Annotated in this window: 22 protein-coding genes; 9 read left to right on the top strand and 13 right to left on the bottom strand. The window is 72.8% G+C overall.

The window, feature by feature from the left end; genetic code table 11:
• Positions 1-221 precede the first annotated feature (221 nt).
• Positions 222-503, bottom strand: coding sequence for a hypothetical protein (locus tag OG730_RS39350; RefSeq protein ID WP_327308788.1), 282 nt, complete (start codon positions 501-503; stop codon positions 222-224).
• Between the two features lie 386 nt (positions 504-889).
• Entirely contained in the window at positions 890-1381 is a 492-nt protein-coding gene (locus OG730_RS39345; protein WP_327308787.1) for a GNAT family N-acetyltransferase, read from the bottom strand.
• Between the two features lie 182 nt (positions 1382-1563).
• On the opposite strand from OG730_RS39345, the gene OG730_RS39340 reads away from it, so the two are divergent.
• Together OG730_RS39340 and OG730_RS39335 are read left to right on the top strand one after the other, a co-directional pair.
• Positions 1564-2385 carry an SCO4651 family lipoprotein gene (locus tag OG730_RS39340; protein WP_327308786.1) on the top strand — a complete coding sequence of 274 codons (822 nt, stop codon included), beginning with the start codon at positions 1564-1566 and terminating at the stop codon, positions 2383-2385.
• A gap of 121 nt (positions 2386-2506) precedes the next feature.
• Positions 2507-3178 (top strand): TetR/AcrR family transcriptional regulator, encoded by a 672-nt coding sequence (locus OG730_RS39335; RefSeq protein ID WP_327308785.1) that lies wholly within the window; start codon positions 2507-2509, stop codon positions 3176-3178.
• A gap of 105 nt (positions 3179-3283) precedes the next feature.
• On the opposite strand, the gene OG730_RS39330 is transcribed toward OG730_RS39335, so the two are convergent.
• Positions 3284-5185 carry an ATP-binding cassette domain-containing protein gene (locus OG730_RS39330; RefSeq protein ID WP_327308784.1) on the bottom strand — a complete coding sequence of 634 codons (1902 nt, stop codon included), beginning with the start codon at positions 5183-5185 and terminating at the stop codon, positions 3284-3286.
• 314 nt (positions 5186-5499) lie between these two features.
• Between OG730_RS39330 and OG730_RS39325 the strand changes: the two genes are divergently transcribed.
• The gene (locus tag OG730_RS39325) at positions 5500-5793 is read left to right on the top strand and encodes a hypothetical protein (RefSeq protein WP_327308783.1); all 294 of its coding nucleotides are present in this window, start codon (positions 5500-5502) and stop codon (positions 5791-5793) included.
• A 62-nt stretch (positions 5794-5855) separates the two neighbouring features.
• On the opposite strand, the gene OG730_RS39320 is transcribed toward OG730_RS39325, so the two are convergent.
• Positions 5856-7250: a sensor histidine kinase gene (locus OG730_RS39320; RefSeq protein WP_327309597.1), complete on the bottom strand. Its 1395-nt coding sequence runs from the start codon at positions 7248-7250 to the stop codon at positions 5856-5858.
• 151 nt (positions 7251-7401) lie between these two features.
• Positions 7402-8079, bottom strand: a complete 678-nt coding sequence (locus OG730_RS39315; RefSeq protein ID WP_243333090.1) for a response regulator transcription factor — start codon at positions 8077-8079, stop codon at positions 7402-7404.
• Positions 8080-8211: 132 nt separating this feature from the next.
• On the opposite strand from OG730_RS39315, the gene OG730_RS39310 reads away from it, so the two are divergent.
• Complete coding sequence (locus OG730_RS39310) at positions 8212-8931, top strand: PepSY domain-containing protein (protein ID WP_327308782.1); 720 nt, start codon at positions 8212-8214, stop codon at positions 8929-8931.
• Positions 8932-9103: 172 nt separating this feature from the next.
• On the opposite strand, the gene OG730_RS39305 is transcribed toward OG730_RS39310, so the two are convergent.
• A complete protein-coding gene (locus OG730_RS39305; RefSeq protein ID WP_327308781.1) occupies positions 9104-10744 on the bottom strand; it encodes an AMP-binding protein in 1641 nt (546 codons plus the stop codon).
• Between OG730_RS39305 and OG730_RS39300 the strand changes: the two genes are divergently transcribed.
• Positions 10745-10894: a hypothetical protein gene (locus OG730_RS39300; RefSeq protein ID WP_327308780.1), complete on the top strand. Its 150-nt coding sequence runs from the start codon at positions 10745-10747 to the stop codon at positions 10892-10894.
• Between the two features lie 45 nt (positions 10895-10939).
• On the opposite strand, the gene OG730_RS39295 is transcribed toward OG730_RS39300, so the two are convergent.
• A complete protein-coding gene (locus OG730_RS39295; RefSeq protein WP_327308779.1) occupies positions 10940-11686 on the bottom strand; it encodes an anti-sigma factor in 747 nt (248 codons plus the stop codon).
• The gene (gene sigK, locus OG730_RS39290; RefSeq protein ID WP_442815152.1) at positions 11683-12306 is read right to left on the bottom strand and encodes an ECF RNA polymerase sigma factor SigK; all 624 of its coding nucleotides are present in this window, start codon (positions 12304-12306) and stop codon (positions 11683-11685) included. Before sigK ends, OG730_RS39295 begins: the two co-directional genes overlap by 4 nt.
• A gap of 366 nt (positions 12307-12672) precedes the next feature.
• Between sigK and OG730_RS39285 the strand changes: the two genes are divergently transcribed.
• The 4 genes from OG730_RS39285 to OG730_RS39270 all read left to right on the top strand — a co-directional run bounded on the left by OG730_RS39285 (position 12673) and on the right by OG730_RS39270 (position 15043).
• A complete protein-coding gene (locus OG730_RS39285) occupies positions 12673-12912 on the top strand; it encodes a chaplin (RefSeq protein WP_327308778.1) in 240 nt (79 codons plus the stop codon).
• Between the two features lie 336 nt (positions 12913-13248).
• Entirely contained in the window at positions 13249-13386 is a 138-nt protein-coding gene (locus tag OG730_RS39280; RefSeq protein WP_327308777.1) for a hypothetical protein, read from the top strand.
• Between the two features lie 91 nt (positions 13387-13477).
• Positions 13478-14131 (top strand): fasciclin domain-containing protein, encoded by a 654-nt coding sequence (locus tag OG730_RS39275; protein WP_327308776.1) that lies wholly within the window; start codon positions 13478-13480, stop codon positions 14129-14131.
• Positions 14132-14425: 294 nt separating this feature from the next.
• Positions 14426-15043 (top strand): RDD family protein, encoded by a 618-nt coding sequence (locus tag OG730_RS39270; protein WP_327308775.1) that lies wholly within the window; start codon positions 14426-14428, stop codon positions 15041-15043.
• Positions 15044-15109: 66 nt separating this feature from the next.
• Here the strand turns inward: OG730_RS39270 and OG730_RS39265 are convergent, their stop codons facing one another.
• The 5 genes from OG730_RS39265 to OG730_RS39245 form a co-directional block, all read right to left on the bottom strand.
• The gene (locus OG730_RS39265) at positions 15110-15946 is read right to left on the bottom strand and encodes a S1 family peptidase (RefSeq protein WP_327308774.1); all 837 of its coding nucleotides are present in this window, start codon (positions 15944-15946) and stop codon (positions 15110-15112) included.
• 223 nt (positions 15947-16169) lie between these two features.
• The gene (locus tag OG730_RS39260; RefSeq protein ID WP_327308773.1) at positions 16170-17663 is read right to left on the bottom strand and encodes an IMP dehydrogenase; all 1494 of its coding nucleotides are present in this window, start codon (positions 17661-17663) and stop codon (positions 16170-16172) included.
• Positions 17664-18024: 361 nt separating this feature from the next.
• Entirely contained in the window at positions 18025-18366 is a 342-nt protein-coding gene (locus OG730_RS39255; RefSeq protein WP_327308772.1) for a TcmI family type II polyketide cyclase, read from the bottom strand.
• A 20-nt stretch (positions 18367-18386) separates the two neighbouring features.
• Positions 18387-18866, bottom strand: a complete 480-nt coding sequence (locus OG730_RS39250) for an SRPBCC family protein (protein WP_327308771.1) — start codon at positions 18864-18866, stop codon at positions 18387-18389.
• Between the two features lies 1 nt (position 18867).
• The gene (locus tag OG730_RS39245; RefSeq protein ID WP_112448182.1) at positions 18868-19125 is read right to left on the bottom strand and encodes a phosphopantetheine-binding protein; all 258 of its coding nucleotides are present in this window, start codon (positions 19123-19125) and stop codon (positions 18868-18870) included.
• Between the last annotated feature and the right edge of the window lie 16 nt (positions 19126-19141).

Genomic DNA, 19141 nt, shown 5'->3' with positions numbered 1-19141 from the left:
GGAGCGGACTGGGGAAGGACGAGCCACCACGGCCCCGGGCCGGGCCGCGGGTCGCGGGGCACCGGTCGCGGGGCACCGGTCGCGGGGCACGGGTCGCGGTGGGCGGGTCGCGGGCCGCGGGGTCGCGGTCCCGGTGGCGTGTACGCACGGCACTGCACCGCACCCGACAGGGCCGCACCGCACGGCACGGGGAGCGGGGCCGGCTCAGATGCCGCGCGCGGTCACGAACGCCGTCCGGTGCGGCGGCGCCCCGTGCGGGGGGACGGGTCCCCGTGCACGCCCCGCGCTTTGGCGCGGGTGAGCCGGAGGGCCGTCCGGCCTCCGCATCCGCGGGCGCCGCCGGGCCCGGCGGTGGCGAGGACCCGACGCGGCGCCGGCGGCCGGCCGGCCACCGTGCGGCCGGTGTCGACGGGATTCGGCGCGGCCGCACGGTGGCCGGACTGCGCGGCATCCCCCGCGATCGGGTGGGCGGACGGGACGGAGGGAACGGCGGCGACAGCCATGGGGCCGGGGACTCCTCAGTGCGGGGGCCGACGGGCAGCACGCGCTGCCGGTGATCCACACACTCGGTGATCAACGCCGAGCGCGCGCGCCGAGGGCCCCGATGGGGTGATGCGGCGCTGTCGGTCCGTCACCCGTACGCACCTGGACGGGGTCTGTCGCCCAGTCCGGGCGTCGCGGGGTCCGGGCGCGGAGCCGGGCCGGGCGGGGGCGGCGCCCAGCTCAACGGGGGCGGCACCCGGCTGCGCGGGGGCGCGGGGGCGCGGGGGTGGGCGGGCGCGGGGCGCGGGTGGCGCGGCACCAGGCTAGGCGGAGGCAGCACCAGGCTGAACAAGGGCGGCACCAGGCTAGGCGGAGGCAGCGCCCGGCTGAATGGGCGGCGCGCCGGTCAGCCCTCGGCCGTGAGTGCCCGCCGGTAGGTCAGCCCGGGGCAGCCGTTCAGGACGGTCTCCCCCACCACCGTGAATCCGGTCCGCCGGAGCACCGCCGCCGATGCCGGGTTGTCCAGGGCCGCGGACGCGGTGAGGGAGCCGAGCCCGTACTCCGAGGCGGCGAGCCGGCAGACCTCGCGGACGGCCGCGGTGGCCGCGCCGCGGCCCGCCGCCCGTTCGCCGATCCGGTAGCCGAGGTCCGCGGCGCCGTCCGCGAGGTCCACCAGGTTGACGCGCCCGATCAGCTCTCCGGAGGTGTCCAGCACCAAGTGGAACCGGCACGCGCCGGTGTCCTGTTCGGCCAGCAGGGCGCGATGGCGGGCGGCGAACTCCGCGAAGTACGCGTCCCCACGGTCCGGTACGGAGCGGGCGAAGTACGCCCGGTTGTCCCGCTCGAAGGCCAGCAGGGCAGCTTCGTGATCGGCCCGCAGGCTTTCGAGTCGCAGCATGCCGGGCAGGATATACAGGCTGTTCGGATGCGCGCCCACGCATTTTCGGGGGCCTTGCGGGGAGCGCCCCGGTCGGCGGCGGAGGCCCTGATCCTCCCTCCCCGTCGATGAAGTGTGCGAGCGTGTGGCGATCGGGTCTTGTCCGGGGGGACGGGGTCGACAACCGACCAAGGGGTGGGGAAATGAAGGCAGTAACGGTTACCACGGGCATCGCGGCCGCCGTGATCGTGTCAGCGGGCCTGAGCGGCTGTACGACCGGCACCGCCGTGGGCAAGAAGGCGGCCGACTCGGCGGAGACGCTGGTCTCGACGCTCGCCAAGGCCTCCGACGAGGCCTCCAAGGCGGGCTCGGCCGAGGTCGAGATGAGCGTGACGATGCCCGAGACGGGCGGCAAGCCGGTCCAGCTGCACGGCGTCTACTCCTGGGGCAACGGCCTCGCGATGGAGGCGGAGATGCCGGCCAAGGACCTCAAGATGGAGAACCTGGTCGCCGACGGCACGATCACCTACCGGGTCGTCCAGGGGGCGTACTACTACGGCATCGACCCGGCGCCGAGCGGCCCCTTCGCGGGCAAGACCTGGCTGAAGATCGAGGCCTCGGCCGTGCTCGGCGAGAAGGGCGCCGCCGGGATGAACACCGGCAGCAACGACCCGACGGCCGGACTGAAGTCGCTCAAGTGGGCCAGCGACGTCACCAAGGTCGGCCGGGAGGACGTCAACGGGAAGAGCTCCGTCCACTACCGGGCCACGGTGCCGGCGGACAAGATGGGCGATGCCGGAGCGGTGTTCGACGCGGTGGGCGGCGCCGGTGCGACCGAGCTCGTCTCGGACGTCTGGGTCGACGACAAGGGCATGCCCTCGCGGCTGAACCAGACCTTCGGGAACGTGGTCGTCGACATCGACTTCCTCTCCTTCGGCCTGGCGAAGGACATCGCGGTCCCGCCGGCCTCCGACACGGCCGACATCACCGAGGCCGTCAAGAACGGCCGCTCGGCGCAGGGCTGACGCACGCGGGACGAGGCGGGCGGCGCGTGCGGGCGTGCGCGCGTACCGATGGGGTCGGTTCCTAGACTGGCCCCGGTACGCACCTCCCCCGCACGCCACCCACACGTACGAAGGACTGCCCATGGAAGTCGAGACGGCGAACGCCACCGACGCGTACGGCATCCCGGTCCCTCCCGCTTCCTCCGACGCCGTCCGGCGCAAGCGCCGGGCGATCGAGGACGCGGCGTCCGCGGAGTTCCTCGCCGAGGGGTACGCGGCCGCCTCCATGGACGCGATCACCAGCCGCTCCGGGGCCTCCAAGGCGACGGTGTACAAGCATTTCGGCACCAAGGAGCGGCTGTTCCTCGCCGCCGTCGGCGGCATCCTGCGCGAGACCTACACGGACCTCGAACCGGGCGGCTCCGCCCTCGTGGAAGCCCCGGATCTGCGCGCCGCCCTCATCGCCCTCACGAGCGACTGGGCCACCCTCCTGCTCCGCCCCGACATCATGGCGCTCCGCCGCCTGGTGATCGGGGAGATCCACCGCTTCCCCCAGCTGGGCCGGCTCTGGTACCGGGTCACGTACGACATGTTCAACGGGCCCCTCGTCGAGGCCTTCGCCGAACTCGGCCGGCGCGGAAGGCTCCAGGTCCCCGATCCCGTGATCGCCGTCCGGCAGCTCGTCGCCGCCACCGTCGGCGTCCCGCAGCTGGAGCACACCTTCGCCCCCGGCACCGAGACCGGCCCGGCGGAGCTGACCCGCCTCGTCACCTCGGGCGTCGACCTCTTCCTGGCCCGCTACGCCGCTTCGTAGCCGAACGGCCACGTACCCCGCTCCGTGCGTACGGAGCGGGGCGCGCGGTCCCGCGGTCCCGCGGGTCAGCGGGTCAGCGGGTCAGCGGGTCAGCGGGTCAGCGGGTCAGCGGTCCTGCGAGAGCCCGTACAGCTCGGCGAAGGTGCCGCCGAGGGCGGTCAGTTCGGCGAAGGTGCCGGTCTCGGTGACCCGGCCCTTGTCCAGGACGATGATCCGGTCGGCCAGCCGGCAGTTCTCCATCCGGTGGGTGACGATCATGGTGATCCGGTCCTCCTTCATCTCCTGCAGGCCGGTGAAGATCCGGTGCTCACCGCGGGCGTCCATCGCCGAGGTCGGCTCATCCATGATCAGCAGCCGGGGCCTGCGGTGGAAGGCGCGGGCGCAGGCCAGGCGCTGCCACTGGCCCCCGGACAGTTCGTGGCCGCCCCACAGGGAGCGGGCCAGGAGCGTGTCGAGGGCGTGCGGGTAGCCCTGCACCGACTGGCGCATGCCGACCGCGTCCAGCGCCTCCCACACCGCTTCGTCCCCGCGGGCGTCGGGCTGGCCGAGGGTGACGTTGTCGCGCACCGTGAACGGCCACTGGGCGTAGGACTGGGCGACCAGCCCGACGTGCGTCCACAGGGTCCGCTGGTCGTGCGCCCGGGTCGGGGTGCCGTCCCAGTACGCTTCCCCGTCGCTGGGGACCGTAAGGCCGGTCAGCAGGCGGATCAGGGTGGACTTCCCGGCGCCGTTCTCGCCGACCACGGCGATGATCTCGCCCCGGGACAGGGACAGGCTGACCGGGCCGAGCGCGGGGGTGTCCTTGCCCGGGTAGGTGTACGAGGCGTTCTCCAGGCTGACCTTCTCCGGCGGCCCCGCCTCCACGGCGCCCCGGGTGACGGCCAGTTCCCGGGCCTGCTCCAGGAAGAGGCGGTAGTCCTCCAGGTAGAGGGCGTGCTGGAACATGGCGGCGCCGTAGACCACCAGGCTGGAGAGGGCCGAGGCGGAGGTCCGCATGGCGACGATGGCGGTGCCCGCCGCCGCCAGGGCCATGGACCCGGCCAGGACCAGCGCGCCCAGCGCGGCCCAGGTACCGAGCTGGAAGAGGCCGCCGAGGGCCGCGGCGAGGAGCGAGACCCTGAGGTAGCGCGGGGCGGAGCCGACGAGTTTGGAGTCGATGCGGGCGCAGACGGCGGCGTACCAGGCGTGCGCGTGGGGGCGCATGGAGTTGCAGCGCAGCTCGTCGCCGAGCTTGTGGGTGGTGAGGTACCAGCGCATCATCCCGCGGATGTTGCGGGAGGCGATCGTCTCGTTGTGGAGGGCGTAGTCCAGACGGGCGGCGATGACGGCGCCCACGCCGCGCGGGACGACGGAGAGCAGGAGCAGCGGCATCAAGGCGGGGTGGACGACGGCGAGGACCCCGGCCACCGCCACGAGGTTGACCAGGCCGTTGACGAAGGCCATCGCGTCCTTCACGAGCATGGAGGAGCGGGCCGCGCCGATCTCGGCGGCCTCCGAGCGGTCGGAGAACGCGGGCTCGTCGTAGGCGGACACCTCCACGTCCATGTGGGCGTCGACCATGTCGAGGTCGGCCGTGGTGGCCAGGCGCGGGGTGAGCCTGCGTGCCGCGCTCCCGGACACGATCTGGGCGGTCGTACCGGCTCCGGCCGCGACGGCGGCCACGGCCAGCGGCCAGGCGGCGTCGACGATGCGCTCATGCGCGCCGCCTCCGGTCAGGAGCGGTCCCATCGCCTCGGCGACGGCCTCGAGGGAGACGGCCGTACAGACCCCGGCGAGGATCTGGCCCGCCAGCAGCCGGGTCGCGGAGGCGCGGTCGAGCCGCCAGGCCATCCGCGCGGTCTGCGCCAGGGCGGCGGGCAGCCGCGCGGCCATCGCACGGAGCGAGAGCTGCTCCATGACCTTCTGGTGCGCACCGAAGGCGAACGTGAACTCGGGTGGGTCGGCGGGCGCCGGGGCGCTCGGCGCCGCCGGTCCGCCCTGGGTGCTGCGTGCCGTCTTCTCAGCCACGTGCGGCTCCTTCACGTCGTCGTCGAACGGCGGCGGTCCGTCCCGGGGACCCCCGTCGGGTGGTCGAGTGAGGGAGTACATCCGAGCCCGGAGCGCGGAGTAACGAGAACCGGCCTTCGTCACGGACCGGCGGGAACGGGCGCGCGAGGCACGCGGGGACGGGGTCCGGAGCGGGCCCGGGGACCAGAACGGCCTGATCCCGACGGAGCGCGGGGGAAATGCCTTGCACGCCCCCGGCTCACGCCGGGAGACGGATCGGGAGGCAGTCCGGAGGCCGGTGCTCAAGGCTCGCCCGCGAGGCCGCGTACCGGGTCGTGACCACCTCGTACACGCTCACCGGGCAGGACGGCCACCCGGCCCTCGGCGGCTACCGGGAGCCGGCCCGCCACCGGCGGGACACGGACGGCTTCCCGGCGTACGTCGCGGCCCGGGGCACCCTGGAGGCCGTCTCCACGGGCCGGGTCTCCGTGAAGCCCGCCGCGTTCTTCGATCCCCCGGGTCACGAGGGCCGGCTGGTCGCCCCGCTCGACCCGGTACCGGGAGTACCCGCGCCGGTCGCGGCGCAGGAGGAGGCCGCGCGGGACGCGGGACGCCGGCCGGTGTGCTGAGCGCACTGCCCCGGGAAGCCGGGCGCCCTCAAGGGCAGGACTCCGTCAGGGGCCGGACGCCGTCACGGGCCGAGCGGGAGCCTGGCGACCAGCCGGGCCCCCTTCGGGGAGTCCCGGACGGCGAGGGTGCCGCCGAGGCGCAGGGCGATGTCTCGGGCGATGGCCAGGCCCAGACCGGTGCCGCCCTCGTCGCGGGCGCGGGCGTCGTCGAGCCGGGTGAAGCGTTCGAAGACCCGTTCGCGGTCGGCGGGCGCGATGCCGGCTCCGTCGTCGGTCACTTCGAGTACGGCCTCGTCCCGGAACCCGTCCACGCGCAGGACGAGGGTGACGTGCTGCTCGGCGTGCCGGCCGGCGTTGTCCAGCAGGTTGGTGACGAGGCGCGACAGCCAGATCGTGCTGCCGCGGACCGCGATCCCGGGGGCGATGTCCGCCCGGACGGGAACGCGCCCTCCCCTGCGCGCGCGGGCCGCTTCGCCGACCACCTCGGTGAGGTCGACGGCGGTGGCCGGCGGCGGCTCCGAGGTGTCGAGGCGGGCGAGCAGGAGCAGATCGGCCGCCAGGTCCTGGAGCCGTACGGTGTCCTCCAGGGCGCCGCTGACCAGTTCGCCCCACAGCTCGGGATCCGGGTGGGCCTGTGCGACCTCCAGCTGGGTGCGCAGCACCGTGATCGGGCTGCGCAGTTCGTGCGAGGCGTCCGCGATGAAGCGGCGCTGGCGGATGCCGGCGGCCTCCAGCCGGTCCAGGGTGGCGTTCATCGTGACGGCGAGCCGGGCCACCTCGTCGCGGGTGGCGGGTACGGGCACCCGGCGGTGGAGTTCGCGGTCGCCGATCTCGGCGACCTCGGCGCGGATCGCCTCGACGGGCCGCAGGGCCCACCCGGTGACCCGCCAGGTGATCAGGGCCACGACGAGGACGAGCAGCGGGACCACGACGGCCAGCACCGCCATGATCGTCGCGTCGGCGGTGTCGGCGTCCCGGAGCGAGGTGCCGGCGTAGACCGTGACGAGCCCCTTGGAGGTGACGGTGGTGACCTGCACGACGCGCTGGCGGTGTTCCTGGCGGACCCGGCCGCCCTTCCAGGTGTCGCGGACCGTGCCGGGCGCGGCGGGCGGTTCGGGCACCAGGGCGGGGCGGCCGGTGAGGTTGGGGCTGGACGCGAGCACCCGGCCCTGCCCGTCCACGACCTGGATGAAGTCCGATTCATGGCCCGGGACCGGTACGGGCCCCAGCTCCCCGGTGGCCGCCAGCGCGGCCACCTTGACGGCCCGCCGTTCGGCGTCGTCCTGGGCGCTCATGGTCATGTTGGTCTCCAGCGCCCCGAGCAGGGCGACGGAGGCGACCCCGAGGGCCAGGGCCACCACGGCGGACGCGCCGAGGGTGGCCTGGGCACGGACGGACCGCGGACGGAGCCGGGACGCGGCCCGGCGCAGGCGGTGCGCGAGCGCGCGGGGGCGCATCCGGTACCCGCCTGCCCGGCCCGTCTCGCAGGCCCGGCCGGTCTCGCAGGCCCGGCCGGTCTCGCAGGCCCGGCCGGTCTCGCAGGCCCGGCCGGTCTCGCAGGCCTGAACGGTCTCGTAGGCCCGGCCGGTCTCGTGGTTGTGGTCGGTCTCAGCCACCGTCGGCCGCCAGCCGGTATCCCGCGCCTCGGACGGTTTCCACCGCGGCCCGGCCGAAGGGCGCGTCTATCTTCCGGCGCAGGGCGCTGACGTGGACCTCCACGACATTGAGGTCCCCTTCGTAGGCGGCGTCCCAGACGTGCTCGAGGATGTCCCGCTTGGGTACGACTTCGCCGGCCCGGCGCGCCAGGTGCACGAGCACGGCGAACTCGCGCGCGGTCAGCCGGGCTTCGACGCCGCCGCGCGTGCAGCGCTGCCGGGCCGGGTCGACGAGGAGGTCGCCGAACTCCATGACCTGCGGGCTGCGGCGGCCGGTGCGCCGGATCAGCGCCCGCAGGCGGGCCACGAGGACCACGTAGGAGAAGGGCTTCGAGAGGAAGTCGTCGGCTCCGGTGTCCAGCGCCTCGGCCTCGTCGTACTCGCCGTCCTTGGCGGTCAGCATGAGGATGCCGGACTCGCAGCCGGCCGCGCGCAGCCGGGCGCAGACCCGGTAGCCGTTGAGGCCGGGCAGCATGATGTCGAGCACGATCGCGTCGTAGTCGTGCTCGCCGGCCATCCACAGGCCTTGCGGACCGTCGTGTGCCGTGTCCACAGTGAAGCCCTCGGCCCGCAGACCACGTTGCAGGGCGGCGGCCAGCCGCCGCTCGTCCTCGACCACCAGTACGCGCATGGTGCAAGGTTCGCAGGTCGCGCCTCGGGCTTGCTGAAGGGTTCTTCAGCTCGCTTCAGCGGGGCTTCAGCATCCTGCTCGCAGGATCTGCCGAGCCGGGCACGACGCCCGGAGAACCCGAGGAGCATCCAGATGACTCAGTCCAGTCCGCAGCCGCCCGAGTTCCCCCCGGCCACCGTTCCCGCCGAGGGTGGCGGCGAGGGCGCCGGCGACCCGGCCGGCAAGCCGGCGGGGCGCGGCGCTCGGATCGCCCGCTTCACCCGGTTCGCCCGTCAGGGCCGGGGCCGCTGGGTGGCGCTCGGGCTCGTGGTGGTGGCGTCCGCCGGAGCGGGCGGCGCGGTCGTGGCCGTGGCGGACCACGAGCACGACGTCCGCCGCACGCGGGCGGAGCGGGTGTGGGACCGGTTCGACGTCGAGCGGGAGGGCGGGGGCAAGATGGCGCTGCCGATGCCCGCGCACCCCGGAAAGCCCGGCGAACCCGGGAAGCCCGGCCTGCGGGGTCAGAAGGGCGAGCGGTTCGCCTTCCCGCCGGACGGACCCGACGGGGTGCCCGGCGAGATGGCGGACGGGATGCCCGAAGGCAAGGAGAAGTTCGTCGTGGACGGGCCCGACCGGGCCCCCGTACCGCTGCCGGCGCTTCCGGCGGCCCAGGCCCTGGAGAAGGCGGAGGCCGCCGTTCCCGGCGGCAAGGCCGAGGCCCTGCGCGTGGTCGCCCAGGAGGGCGGCGGCAGCGCCTGGCGCGTGGTCGTCCTCGGCTCCGACGGGGTCCGGCACGCCGTGACCCTGGCCGGCGCCGACGGCGCGGTCACGAGCAACACGGTCGCGGGCAAGGGCGCCGGAGCGGCCCGCTGAGCCGGAGGCGAACACCCGCCCGGTGTCCCGTACGGCCGCGACGGCGGTACGGGACACCGGGCGGACGGCGGCGGGCCGCCGATGACCCCTGCCAGCCGGTGACCCCTGCCAGCCGGTGACCCCGGTCAGCCGGTGACCCCTGCCTGCGCTCCTGCCGGCCGGTGGACCCCTGTCAGGAGGGCAGGCCCAGCAGCCTGGCGGCCGTCTCCCGCATCTCGATCTTGCGGATCTTGCCCGTCACCGTCATGGGGAACTCCTCCACCACGTGGACGTAGCGCGGGATCTTGAAGTGGGCCAGCCGGCCCGCGCAGTACGCGCGCACGGCCTCGGCGGTCAGCGGCTCGGCGCCCTCGCGCATCCGCACCCACGCCATGAGCTCCTCCCCGTACTTCGGGTCGGGTACGCCGATCACCTGGACGTCCATGACGTCGGGGTGGGCGTGCAGGAACTCCTCGATCTCGCGCGGGTACAGGTTCTCGCCGCCGCGGATCACCATGTCCTTGATGCGGCCGGTGATGCTCAGGTACCCGTCCCCGTCCATGACGGCGAGGTCTCCCGTGTGCATCCAGCGGGCCGCGTCGACGGCTTCGGCGGTGCGCTCGGGCTGGTCCCAGTAGCCGAGCATGACCGAGTAGCCCCGGGTGCACAGTTCGCCCGGTTCGCCGCGCGGGAGGGTCCGGCCGGTGGCCGGGTCGACCACCTTGACCTCCAGGTGCGGTCCGACGCGGCCCACGGTCGAGACGCGGCGCTCCACGGAGTCGTCCACGCGGGTCTGGGTGGAGACCGGCGAGGTCTCCGTCATGCCGTAGCAGATGGACACCTCGCGCATGCCCATCCGGTCGATGACCTCCTTCATCACCTCGACCGGGCAGGGCGAGCCCGCCATGATGCCGGTGCGCAGGCTGGAGAGGTCGTAGGTCGCGAAGTCCGGGTGGGCCAGCTCGGCGATGAACATGGTGGGGACCCCGTAGAGCGAGGTGCAGGCCTCCGCCTGAACGGCGGCCAGGGTTGCTCCCGGGTCGAAGGCGGGCGCCGGGATGATCATGGCCGCGCCGTGGCTGGTGCAGGCGAGGTTCCCCATGACCATGCCGAAGCAGTGGTAGAAGGGGACCGGGACGCAGACCCGGTCCTGCTCGGTGTAGTGGCACAACTCGCCTACGAAATAGGCGTTGTTGAGGATGTTGTGGTGCGAGAGGGTCGCGCCCTTGGGGAAGCCGGTGGTCCCGGACGTGTATTGGATGTTGACGGCGTCGTCGGGGCTCAGCGCGGCCTGGGCGCGCAGCAGTTCGGCGCGGTCGGCGCGGCGGCCGCGTTCCTGGAGGGAGTTCCAGAGCGGGCCGTCGAGCAGGGCGGTGAACTCCAGGTCCGGACAGCGCGGCCCGACCTCCTCGATCATGGCCGCGTAGTCGGAGGTCTTGAACCGGTCCGCCGCGACCAGCAGCCGGATCCCGGACTGGCGCAGGACGTACTCCAGCTCGTGGGACCGGTAGGCCGGGTTCACGGTGACGAGGATCGCGCCGATGCGGGCGGTGGCGTACTGCACCATCGTCCACTCGGGGCGGTTGGGGGCCCAGATGCCGACCCGGTCCCCCTTGGCGATCCCGAGGTCCAGCAGGCCGAGCGCGAGGGCGTCCACGTCCGCGGCGAACTCCGCGTACGTCCACCGGCGCCCCGAGGCCATGTCCACGAGGGCATCGCGGCCGGGGAACCTGCGGACGGCGCGGTCCAGGTTCTCGCCGATGGTGTCGCCCAGCAGCGGCACCTCGCAGGCCCCGGACGCGTAACTCGGCTCGAAGGACGGCACGGACGACACATGGACCCCCAGGGCTCGGTGGCGGGCGCCGGAGCCTCATCGCCCCGGCGCCCCCTCATGATCCACGCGGCCGGCGGCCGGGGCCAGCCCCCGGCGGGACGCGGTGCGGCGGCGCTGCTCGGCCCGCCCGGGACCCCGGCGGGCGGGTGACCCGAGCCCTCGCTCGCGGCCACCCGCCCGGGTGTTCCGTACCGCCTACGCCGGCAGGGCGAGCAGGACCAGGGGGCTGGTCGTCGGCTGCGGGGATCCCCCGGCGGGCTCCAGCGTCAGGCCGACCGCCGTGGCCGTACCGAGGTCGCCGTCGAGCACGGCGGCCCCGTCGCCGGTGAGGAAGCCGGCCGGGCGCATCGCGCCGCCGTCCGCCAGCCAGAGCTGGTACGTACGCCCCTCCCCGGCGGCCGGCAGCCGGTCGGCGAGGAACACCGCCCGGTCCCGCGCGGCGGAGGTGATCACCGTGGCGGCGGCTCCGCCGCTGGTGCGGCCGTGGACGGTACGGGCGTCCGGGGCGGTGACCACGGCCCGCAGCTCCTGGCCGCGCGCCTCGGCCTGCCGGGCCTCCTGCCGGGCACGGTCCGCCCGCCCGCTCTCGTAGAGCGCGGCGCCGCCGAACAGCGCCGCTCCGACGAGGGAAGCGGCGACCACGAAGGCGCCGGCCCTGCGCGGCAGGCGGTCCAGGAATCCGGCCGCCCTGCGGACGCCGACCCGCGGGGGCACCTGGCGGACGGTCTCGATGCGGGCGAGCACCTCCGCCTTCAGCTGCGGCGGGGGTACGAGGGCCACGGCGGCGGCCAGCCGGCCGGCCGTGGCGGAGAATTCCGCGACGTCCCCGGAGCACGGCGCACAGCGGGCCAGGTGCCGGGAGAAGGCCTCCTGTTCACCCGGGCCGAGCGCGTCCAGTACGTAGGCCGCGGTGAGGGTGTGCAGTTCTTCGTCGTGCTTCACGTGGTCACCCCCATGCAGTCGCGCAGGCGGATCAGTCCGTCGCGCATCCGGGTCTTGATCGTGGGAAGAGGAGTCTGGAGGGTCTCGGCGACCTCACGGTAGGTCAGCCCCTGGTAATAGGCGAGGGTGACGGCCTGCCGCTGGAGCTCGGTCAGCCGGCGCAGGCAGCGTTTGACCTGATCGCGTTCCAGCCGGGTCTCCACCTGTTCGCTCACCTCGTCGAAGGGCCGTTCCTGGCCGCGTACGCCCATGTCGTGCTCGCGGTTGGCCGAGGCCTGGGCCGAGCGGACCCGGTCGACCGCCCGGCGGTGGGCGATCGTGGCCACCCAGGCCATGACGCTTCCCTGGTCGGGGCGGTAGCGGGCGGCCTGGCGCCACACGTCGATCATCACCTCCTGGGCGACCTCCTCCGACTGCGCACGGTCACGCACCACCTTGACCGCGATGCCGAAGACGGTTCCGGCCACGGCGTCGTACAGGGCGGAGAAGGCGTCCTGGTCGCCCTGCGCCGTGCGCGCCATCAATTCCGCGAGCTCGGCCGCGGCCGATCCGGGCCCGGCGGCGGGGCCCGGGCCGCCGCCCGGGCCGGGTCCGGGGAAGCGCAGCCTCTCGGGGTTCACCTGAGCTCCCCCCGTGTGCGGCCGGGCCCGTGCGGGCACGGCGGTGCCGCGAGTGGTTCTCGCCGGTCCATCCATCGCATGAACGATCCTTCGTGGCAGGCCCACCTGTTCCCCGTCCGCCGGGGTCGCGGTGCGCGCCGGGTCCTTGCTGTCTCACCCTGCCTTCGGAGCCGGCCCGCGAACGGATTGGCCGACATACACGCGAAAGGGCATCCATTCGGGGGAACCGTCCCCCCGGGACCAAACCGCGCCGCGGGTCCGGGCCGAAGGAGGGCTGCGGGCCCGGTTCAGGGGCCGCCGCGCGGCGGGTCACGGGGCGAAGAGGCCCCGCGGTCCGGCGCCGCACAGCCAGCAAGGAGATCTGTCGTGTCGCGTGTCCTCAAGAGTGCCGTACTCGCCCTCGCCTCGGGCGCCCTTCTCGTGGGCGGGGCCTCCGCGGCCTCGGCCGACGCCGGTGCCCAGGGCATCGCCGCCCACTCCCCGGGGGTCGGCTCGGGCAACCTGATCCAGATCCCGATCCACATCCCCATCAACGCGTGCGGCAACTCGATCAGCGTGATCGGGCTGCTCAACCCCGCGTTCGGCAACACCTGCGTCAACGCCTGACGCAGGACCCGGGCCACAGTCTCCGGCCCGCCGCCGGCAACGGGGCGGCGGCGGGCCGGTGGTCCCGCGGACCGGCGGGGAGCGGGTCGCCGCTCCTGAGCGCCGCCGGGACCCGCAGGACCCGCGCGGGCGGCGGCCGTCGGCGCCGCCGCCCGCGTGCGGGGCCCCGCGGGGTGAATCCGCGGGGAGCGCCGGTGTACGGAATCGGTCCCGTACGGATCAATCCCCTACGGATCGATGCCGTACGGGCGCCGCACAAAGGTCAACCCACCAACAGATCTTCACGTGATCGGATGACCGACCCATCCGGCAGCGATCCCGCACCGAATGAGAGTCGTGAGCATCGACCGAAGGACGAGCGAGCGCGGCGCCCCCGCCGCGACGAGCGGCCTGCCGCCGGGTCGCGCGGCCCCGGCCCCCGCCATGCCGGACCGCGCGAGCGGCAGGCACGGCGTCTTCGTCACGGCCGACTGACCGAACCGAGCCCGTTTCATCGCCGTCTCACACATTTTTCGCCTTTCCTTCCGCATGCGCCGACTCCCCGACCCCTTCTCTGGAGAACACCATGAGCGCCCTTCGTTTCCGCCGCACCGCCCTCGCCGTCGCCACCGCGGCCGTCCTGCCCTTCGCGCTGGCCGCCTGCTCCGACGCCGACTCGGGCAAGGACTCGGCCGCCGGTGCGGCCGCCGAGGCGAGCGCCGACGCCTCCACGCCCGCCGCGGACGCCTCGGCTCCGATGACGGCGGACGGTCCCTTCGGCGCCGCGTGCGCCGGTGTCCCCAAGGAGGGCGCGGGCAGCTTCGACGGCATGGCCAAGGACCCGGTCGCGACCGCCGCGTCCAACAACCCGGCGCTGTCCACCCTGGTGGCGGCCGTCAAGCAGGCCGGGCTCGTCGACACGCTCAACAACGCCAAGGACATCACGGTGTTCGCGCCGACCAACGACGCCTTCGCCAAGATCCCGAAGGCCGACCTCGACAAGGTCCTCGCCGACAAGGCCACCCTCACCAAGATCCTCACGTACCACGTGGTCGGCGAGAAGCTGACCCCGAAGCAGCTGGAGAACGGCTCCTTCACCACGCTGGAGACCGGAAAGGTGACCACCGCCGGCTCCGGCGAGTCCTACAAGGTCAACGGCACGTCCAACGTGGTCTGCGGCAACGTGCCGACCGCGAACGCCACCGTGTACATCGTGGACACCGTCCTGATGCCGAAGTAGCCGTGGCGCCGAACCGGTGACCCGCGAGGGCGCCGGTCGTTGTAGAAGCGGTCAGCGAAGTGGCCCCAGGAGTCCCGGACCCGTCCTCAGGGTCCGGGACTCCATGCTGTGCCCACCGAAACGTCACTTGGTCCGCACATGGATCGGCACATGGGGCGGCGGATTGGACAAGTGGCCGATGTTACTAACACCATGGCCCCCGCAAGTTCGCGGCTGCGCAGGGGGCAACCCGCTCGTTCCACGTCCCTCCGCACGTGCCGCTCGTCCCCGCCACACCCCTGGAGAGACTTCGCCATGAGCTTCGGCGACCCGAACAACCCCTACGGCCAGCAGCAGCCCCCGCAGGGTCAGCCCGGCTACCCGCAGCAGGCCCCGCAGGGTGTCCCCCCGCAGTACGGCTACCCGCAGCAGCCCATGGGCGTCCCCCAGCAGCAGCCGTACGGCGCGTACCCGCCGCCCGGCATGCCGCCCATGCCGGGCACCGGAATGCCGCCGCTGGCACACTGGGGTCTGCGCCTCGGCGCGACCCTCCTCGACGGTCTGATCATCGCGGGCCCGATGTACGCCCTCATGTTCATCGGCATCGCGCTGAGCGACGACTCGAGCAACTCCGCCGCCGGCATCCTCCTCATGTTCGGCAACCTCTACGCCCTCGGCATGTTCATCTTCCTGCTCTACAAGGAAGGCTCGACGGGCCAGACGATCGGCAAGAAGGTCGTCGGGATCAGCGTGCGCCGCGAGGCCGACGGCAACGTCCTCGGCTTCGGCATGGCCCTCGTCCGCAAGATCGCGCACTTCCTCGACAGCATCTCCTGCTACATCGGCTACCTGTGGCCGCTGTGGGACGAGAAGAAGCAGACCTTCGCCGACAAGGTGTGCAGCACCGTCGTCATCGTGGTGCCCAAGGGCTGACACGGCCTGAACCGGCCTGACGTCGTCGGGGCCCGTCCGGATTCCGGGCGGGCCCCGACCCGTTCGCTACGGCTTGGGGAGCGTGCAGCCGGGGCGGCTGAGGTCGATCGCGTTACCGGGACCCACGCAGGGGACGATGATGTAGGTCTGCTGCGCGTAGTTGATGCCCTGCCGGACGGTCACGGCGCCGCTCTCGGACACCTCGCACGGGTTGTTCACCGTGCACGACGCCCCGTCCTCGTTCCCCGTGTTGTTCACGGCGACCACTTTGCCCGTCGTCGTGTCGATCACCGGGGAGCCCGAGGTGCCGCCGATGGTGTTGCAGGACGAGGTGTAGCGCAGGGAGTCCTTCCAGGTCCACTCCCCCTCCTTGAGGCGGTAGGCGAACCCGTCGACGTTGCAGCTGTACGTGCGCTTCCAGTACCCGGAGACCACCTTGATCGAGGTGCCCTGTACCGGGTGGACGTCGTTCAGGGTGAGCGCGTTGATGCCGTACTGGCTGCTGATCTGCGCGTAGGTCTTGGTCAGTTGATAGATCGATATGTCGGTGTCGGTCATCGTGGCGTACGAGATCTTGCTCGCGCGCAGCGTCGCGACCTTGGAGCCGGAGGCGTTGAGCAGCGAGAAGGAGCGGCTGGAGGCCTTGTCCTTGACGACCTGTCCCGCCGCCGGCATGCCGGACTCCAGACAGTGGCCGTTGGACAGGACGAGTGCGGGGTCGGACGGCAGCGAGTTCGGCACGCGGACGACGGAGCCGGAGCAGTTGCTGAGCGCGACCGTACCGGCGAAGTTGACCGCGACGGCCTGGGCTGCCGTGTCCCGGGGTGCCTGGGCCACGGCCGGCGAGGCCGCCGCTCCGGTGAGGAGCAGGGCGAACGCGGCGCCGGCGAGAGGCTTGTTCATGTGGGGGTTCCCCTCTGGATGACAATGCGACCGAAGATCCTTCGGTTGTCATGCGCATTGTTAAGAGGTGGACCTCAACCCACAAGAGGGCCTTGGCAGTTCAGGCCTCTCGGGCTTTTCAGGGGAACGACCGTAATCGGACTTGCGGCGCGGGCGCCCCGACCGGTATGCGGACGGCGGGCCGGGGGCCTCCCCCGCACCCGCCGCCCGGGAACCCCGGCGCCTACACCGACATCGGGGTGTCGCGCAGGGTGACGTTGGCGTGGCTCTCCTGGAAGCTCTGGTCGGAGACCAGGGTCAGCCGGGCCGTGGAGCGGAACTCCTCGAGGGTGGTGGAGCCGCAGGACACCATCGTGGTCTTGAGCTTGGCGATGGTCACGGCGAGCCCCTCGTCGAGGTCGCCGGCGTACGGGACGTAGCCGTCGACGCCTTCCTCGAAGATCAGGCCCTGGCCTCCCTGCCCGTAGCGCTGCCAGTTGCGTGCACGGTTCGAGCCCTCGCCCCAGTACTCCTTCACGAAACCGTCCCGGGTGGGGAGCTTCGCGCCGGCCGCCTGGTCGAAGCGGGCGAAGTAGCGCCCCATCATGACGAAGTCGGCGCCCATCGCCAGGGCCAGGGCCGTGTGGTAGTCGTGCACCAGCCCGCCGTCGGAGCAGATCGGCACGTACTCGCCGGTGCGCTCGCCGAAGGCGTCCCTGGCGGCGGCGACGTCCAGGACCGCGCTGGCCTGGCCGCGGCCGATGCCCTTCTGATCGCGGGTGATGCAGATGGAGCCGCCGCCCACGCCCACCTTGACGAAGTCCGCACCGGCCTCGGCGAGGAAGGTGAACGCCTCGCCGTCGACCACGTTGCCACCGCCGGTGGGGATCTCCGGGTAGTGCTTCTTGACCCAGGTCAGGGCCTGCGCCTGCCAGTCGCTGTAGCCGTCGGAGGAGTCGAAGCACAGGGCGTCGGCGCCCGCCTCCAACAGGGCGGGAACGCGCTCCCGGTAGTCGTGGGTGTTGATGCCCGCGCCCACCCGCAGGCGCTTCGCGGCGTCCACGGCCTGGTTCGGGAAGCGCTTGTTGTCCGCGTAGTCGGACCGGAAGACCAGGTACTGCAGGTGACCCTCGGCGTCGAGCACGGGGAGGCAGTCGAGCCGCTGGTCCCACAGCCGGGCGTTGGCTTCGGAGAGCGTGGTGTCGGCCGCGGCGTGCGGAAGGTCGGCGACGGCGGTCATCCGACCGCTCACCGGTCCGTCGAGGTCGTGGCGCTGCGGGTGGAAGTCACGGGAGGTCACCAGACCGAGCAGGCGGCCGGTGCCGCTGCCGTCGTGGGTGACCGCGGCGGTGCTGTGCCCGGTGCGCCGCATCACGGCGACGAGGTGGCTCAGGCTGTCGTCGGGGCGGACGTTGGTGTCGCTGGTGACGAATCCGGCCTTGAAGTTCTTCACCTGACGGACGGCCGCGGCCTGGTCCTCGATGGACTGGTTGTGGTGCAGGAAGCTCAGGCCGCCGTTGCGCGCGAGTGCGATGGCGAGTTCCGGTGTGCTGACGGCCTGCATGATCGCGGAGGTGAACGGCGAACCCAGTTCGATCGCCGACGGTTCTCCGACGACGTGCCGCACCAGGGGCGTGCGCAGGGTGACCGTCGCGGGCGAGCAGTCGCTCCGGGTCCGGTTGGGCAGGAGCAGAAACTCGTTGAACGTCCTTGATACCTCGGCGATGACCTGTGCCACTCGTTCCTCCTACCCCGTCGGCCGGAACCCGACTGCCCGGCCGTGAAGACCGCCCCGTGTTCCAAGACCCGGGCAGGCAGGTGTCGGCGCGGCAGCCGCGGAGGTGTTCACGCGCTGCGGCAGAGCCCTGACCTGCCCGCGGTTCGCACCGGAGGCGGTCGTGACCTGGCACCCTATCCACTGCCCCGCCACCGCGCGAAATCCCGCCCTCGCCAACGGCCAACGCCGCGCGCCAACCGGTCGGTTGCCCCCTCGCGAAGCCCACCCGCGCCCACACCCGCCCCGACACGCCGGCGGGCCCCGCACCCTGGTGGGTGCGGGGCCCGAGGCCTGCCGTTCGCGCGCGGGGTGGTCCGTACGGTCAAGCCGTGCGGGTGGCGCCGGGGCGCTCCCAGCGGTAGAACTCCTGGGCCATGGCGTCCTTCGGACTGCGCCAGGTCTCCGGGTTGTGCGGGCTGACGTAGGCGGTGAGCCGGTCGCTGAGGTCCCGGAACTCCGGGTGGCCGGTGACTTCGGCGATGGCCGGACCGGGGGGCCGGTCCGACTCGATGAAGTGCATGTACACGTCGCCGAACTGGAAGAGGCTGCGGCGGGTGACCCCGACGAGGTGCGGCAGCTCGCCCGCGTCCGAGGCCGCGAAGAGCTCGGCGATGTCGGGGGCTGACTGCGGCGCCATGCGGGCCACGATGAGAGCGCGGTGCATCCGGTGTGCTGCCTTTCGTCTCAGACGCGGCTGGCCGCGGGCGTGCGGCTCTCGCGTTCGCGCTGTTCGATCTTCTCCCTGATCAGTTCCATCTGGATCTTGGAGTTCCGGTTGATGTTCGCGGTCATCCAGGCGTCGTCGACGGGTGCCTGCGGCTTCATCGCGAAGTCCTGGGTCCACACCATCCGGGTGCCGCCGGGGACCTCGAAGTACTGCCAGTGGATGTCCATGTGGTCGAACGGCCCGGTCTCGACCCGGCGGGCGCGGACGGTGCGGCTGACGGGGTCGGGGGTGCGTTCGGAGACCCAGCTCCACACGGTGCCGTTCTCGTCGGGGTGCATCGTCAGGCGGAAGCGGGTGGTGGGCCCGTCCTCCTCCAGTACCTCCAGCGAGGCGTACTCGCTGAACAGCTGCGGCCAGCTGGGGAGATGGTTGGTCATCTCCCAGACGGTGTCGATGGGCGCCTTGACGACGATTTCGTTCTCGGTGTGTCCTGCCATCTCAAGCTCCGGTCATCAGGCTGGTGTTGACGAGTTCGAGGAACTCCTTGGGGGTCTTGCAGCGGTCCGCGTCGGTGGGCAGGGCCCGGCCGCGCTGGTTCTCCAGCAGCCCGACGATGCCGAGCAGGCCCAGCGAGTCGAGGCCGTAGTCGTCGAACAGGGAGTCCGGGCGGTTCTTCATGTCGGCCGGGTCCACGGTGATGCCGGCCCCGGACTTCATCAGGGCGGCCAGCTCCTCGACGGTCAGTCGTTCGGACATGAGCGGCTCCTTCTGT

Source organism: Streptomyces sp. NBC_01298, from assembly GCF_035978755.1.
Taxonomy (GTDB): Bacteria; Actinomycetota; Actinomycetes; order Streptomycetales; family Streptomycetaceae; genus Streptomyces.
Note: the sequence above shows the minus strand (reverse complement) of the source record. Positions and strands in the feature narration are given on the sequence as shown.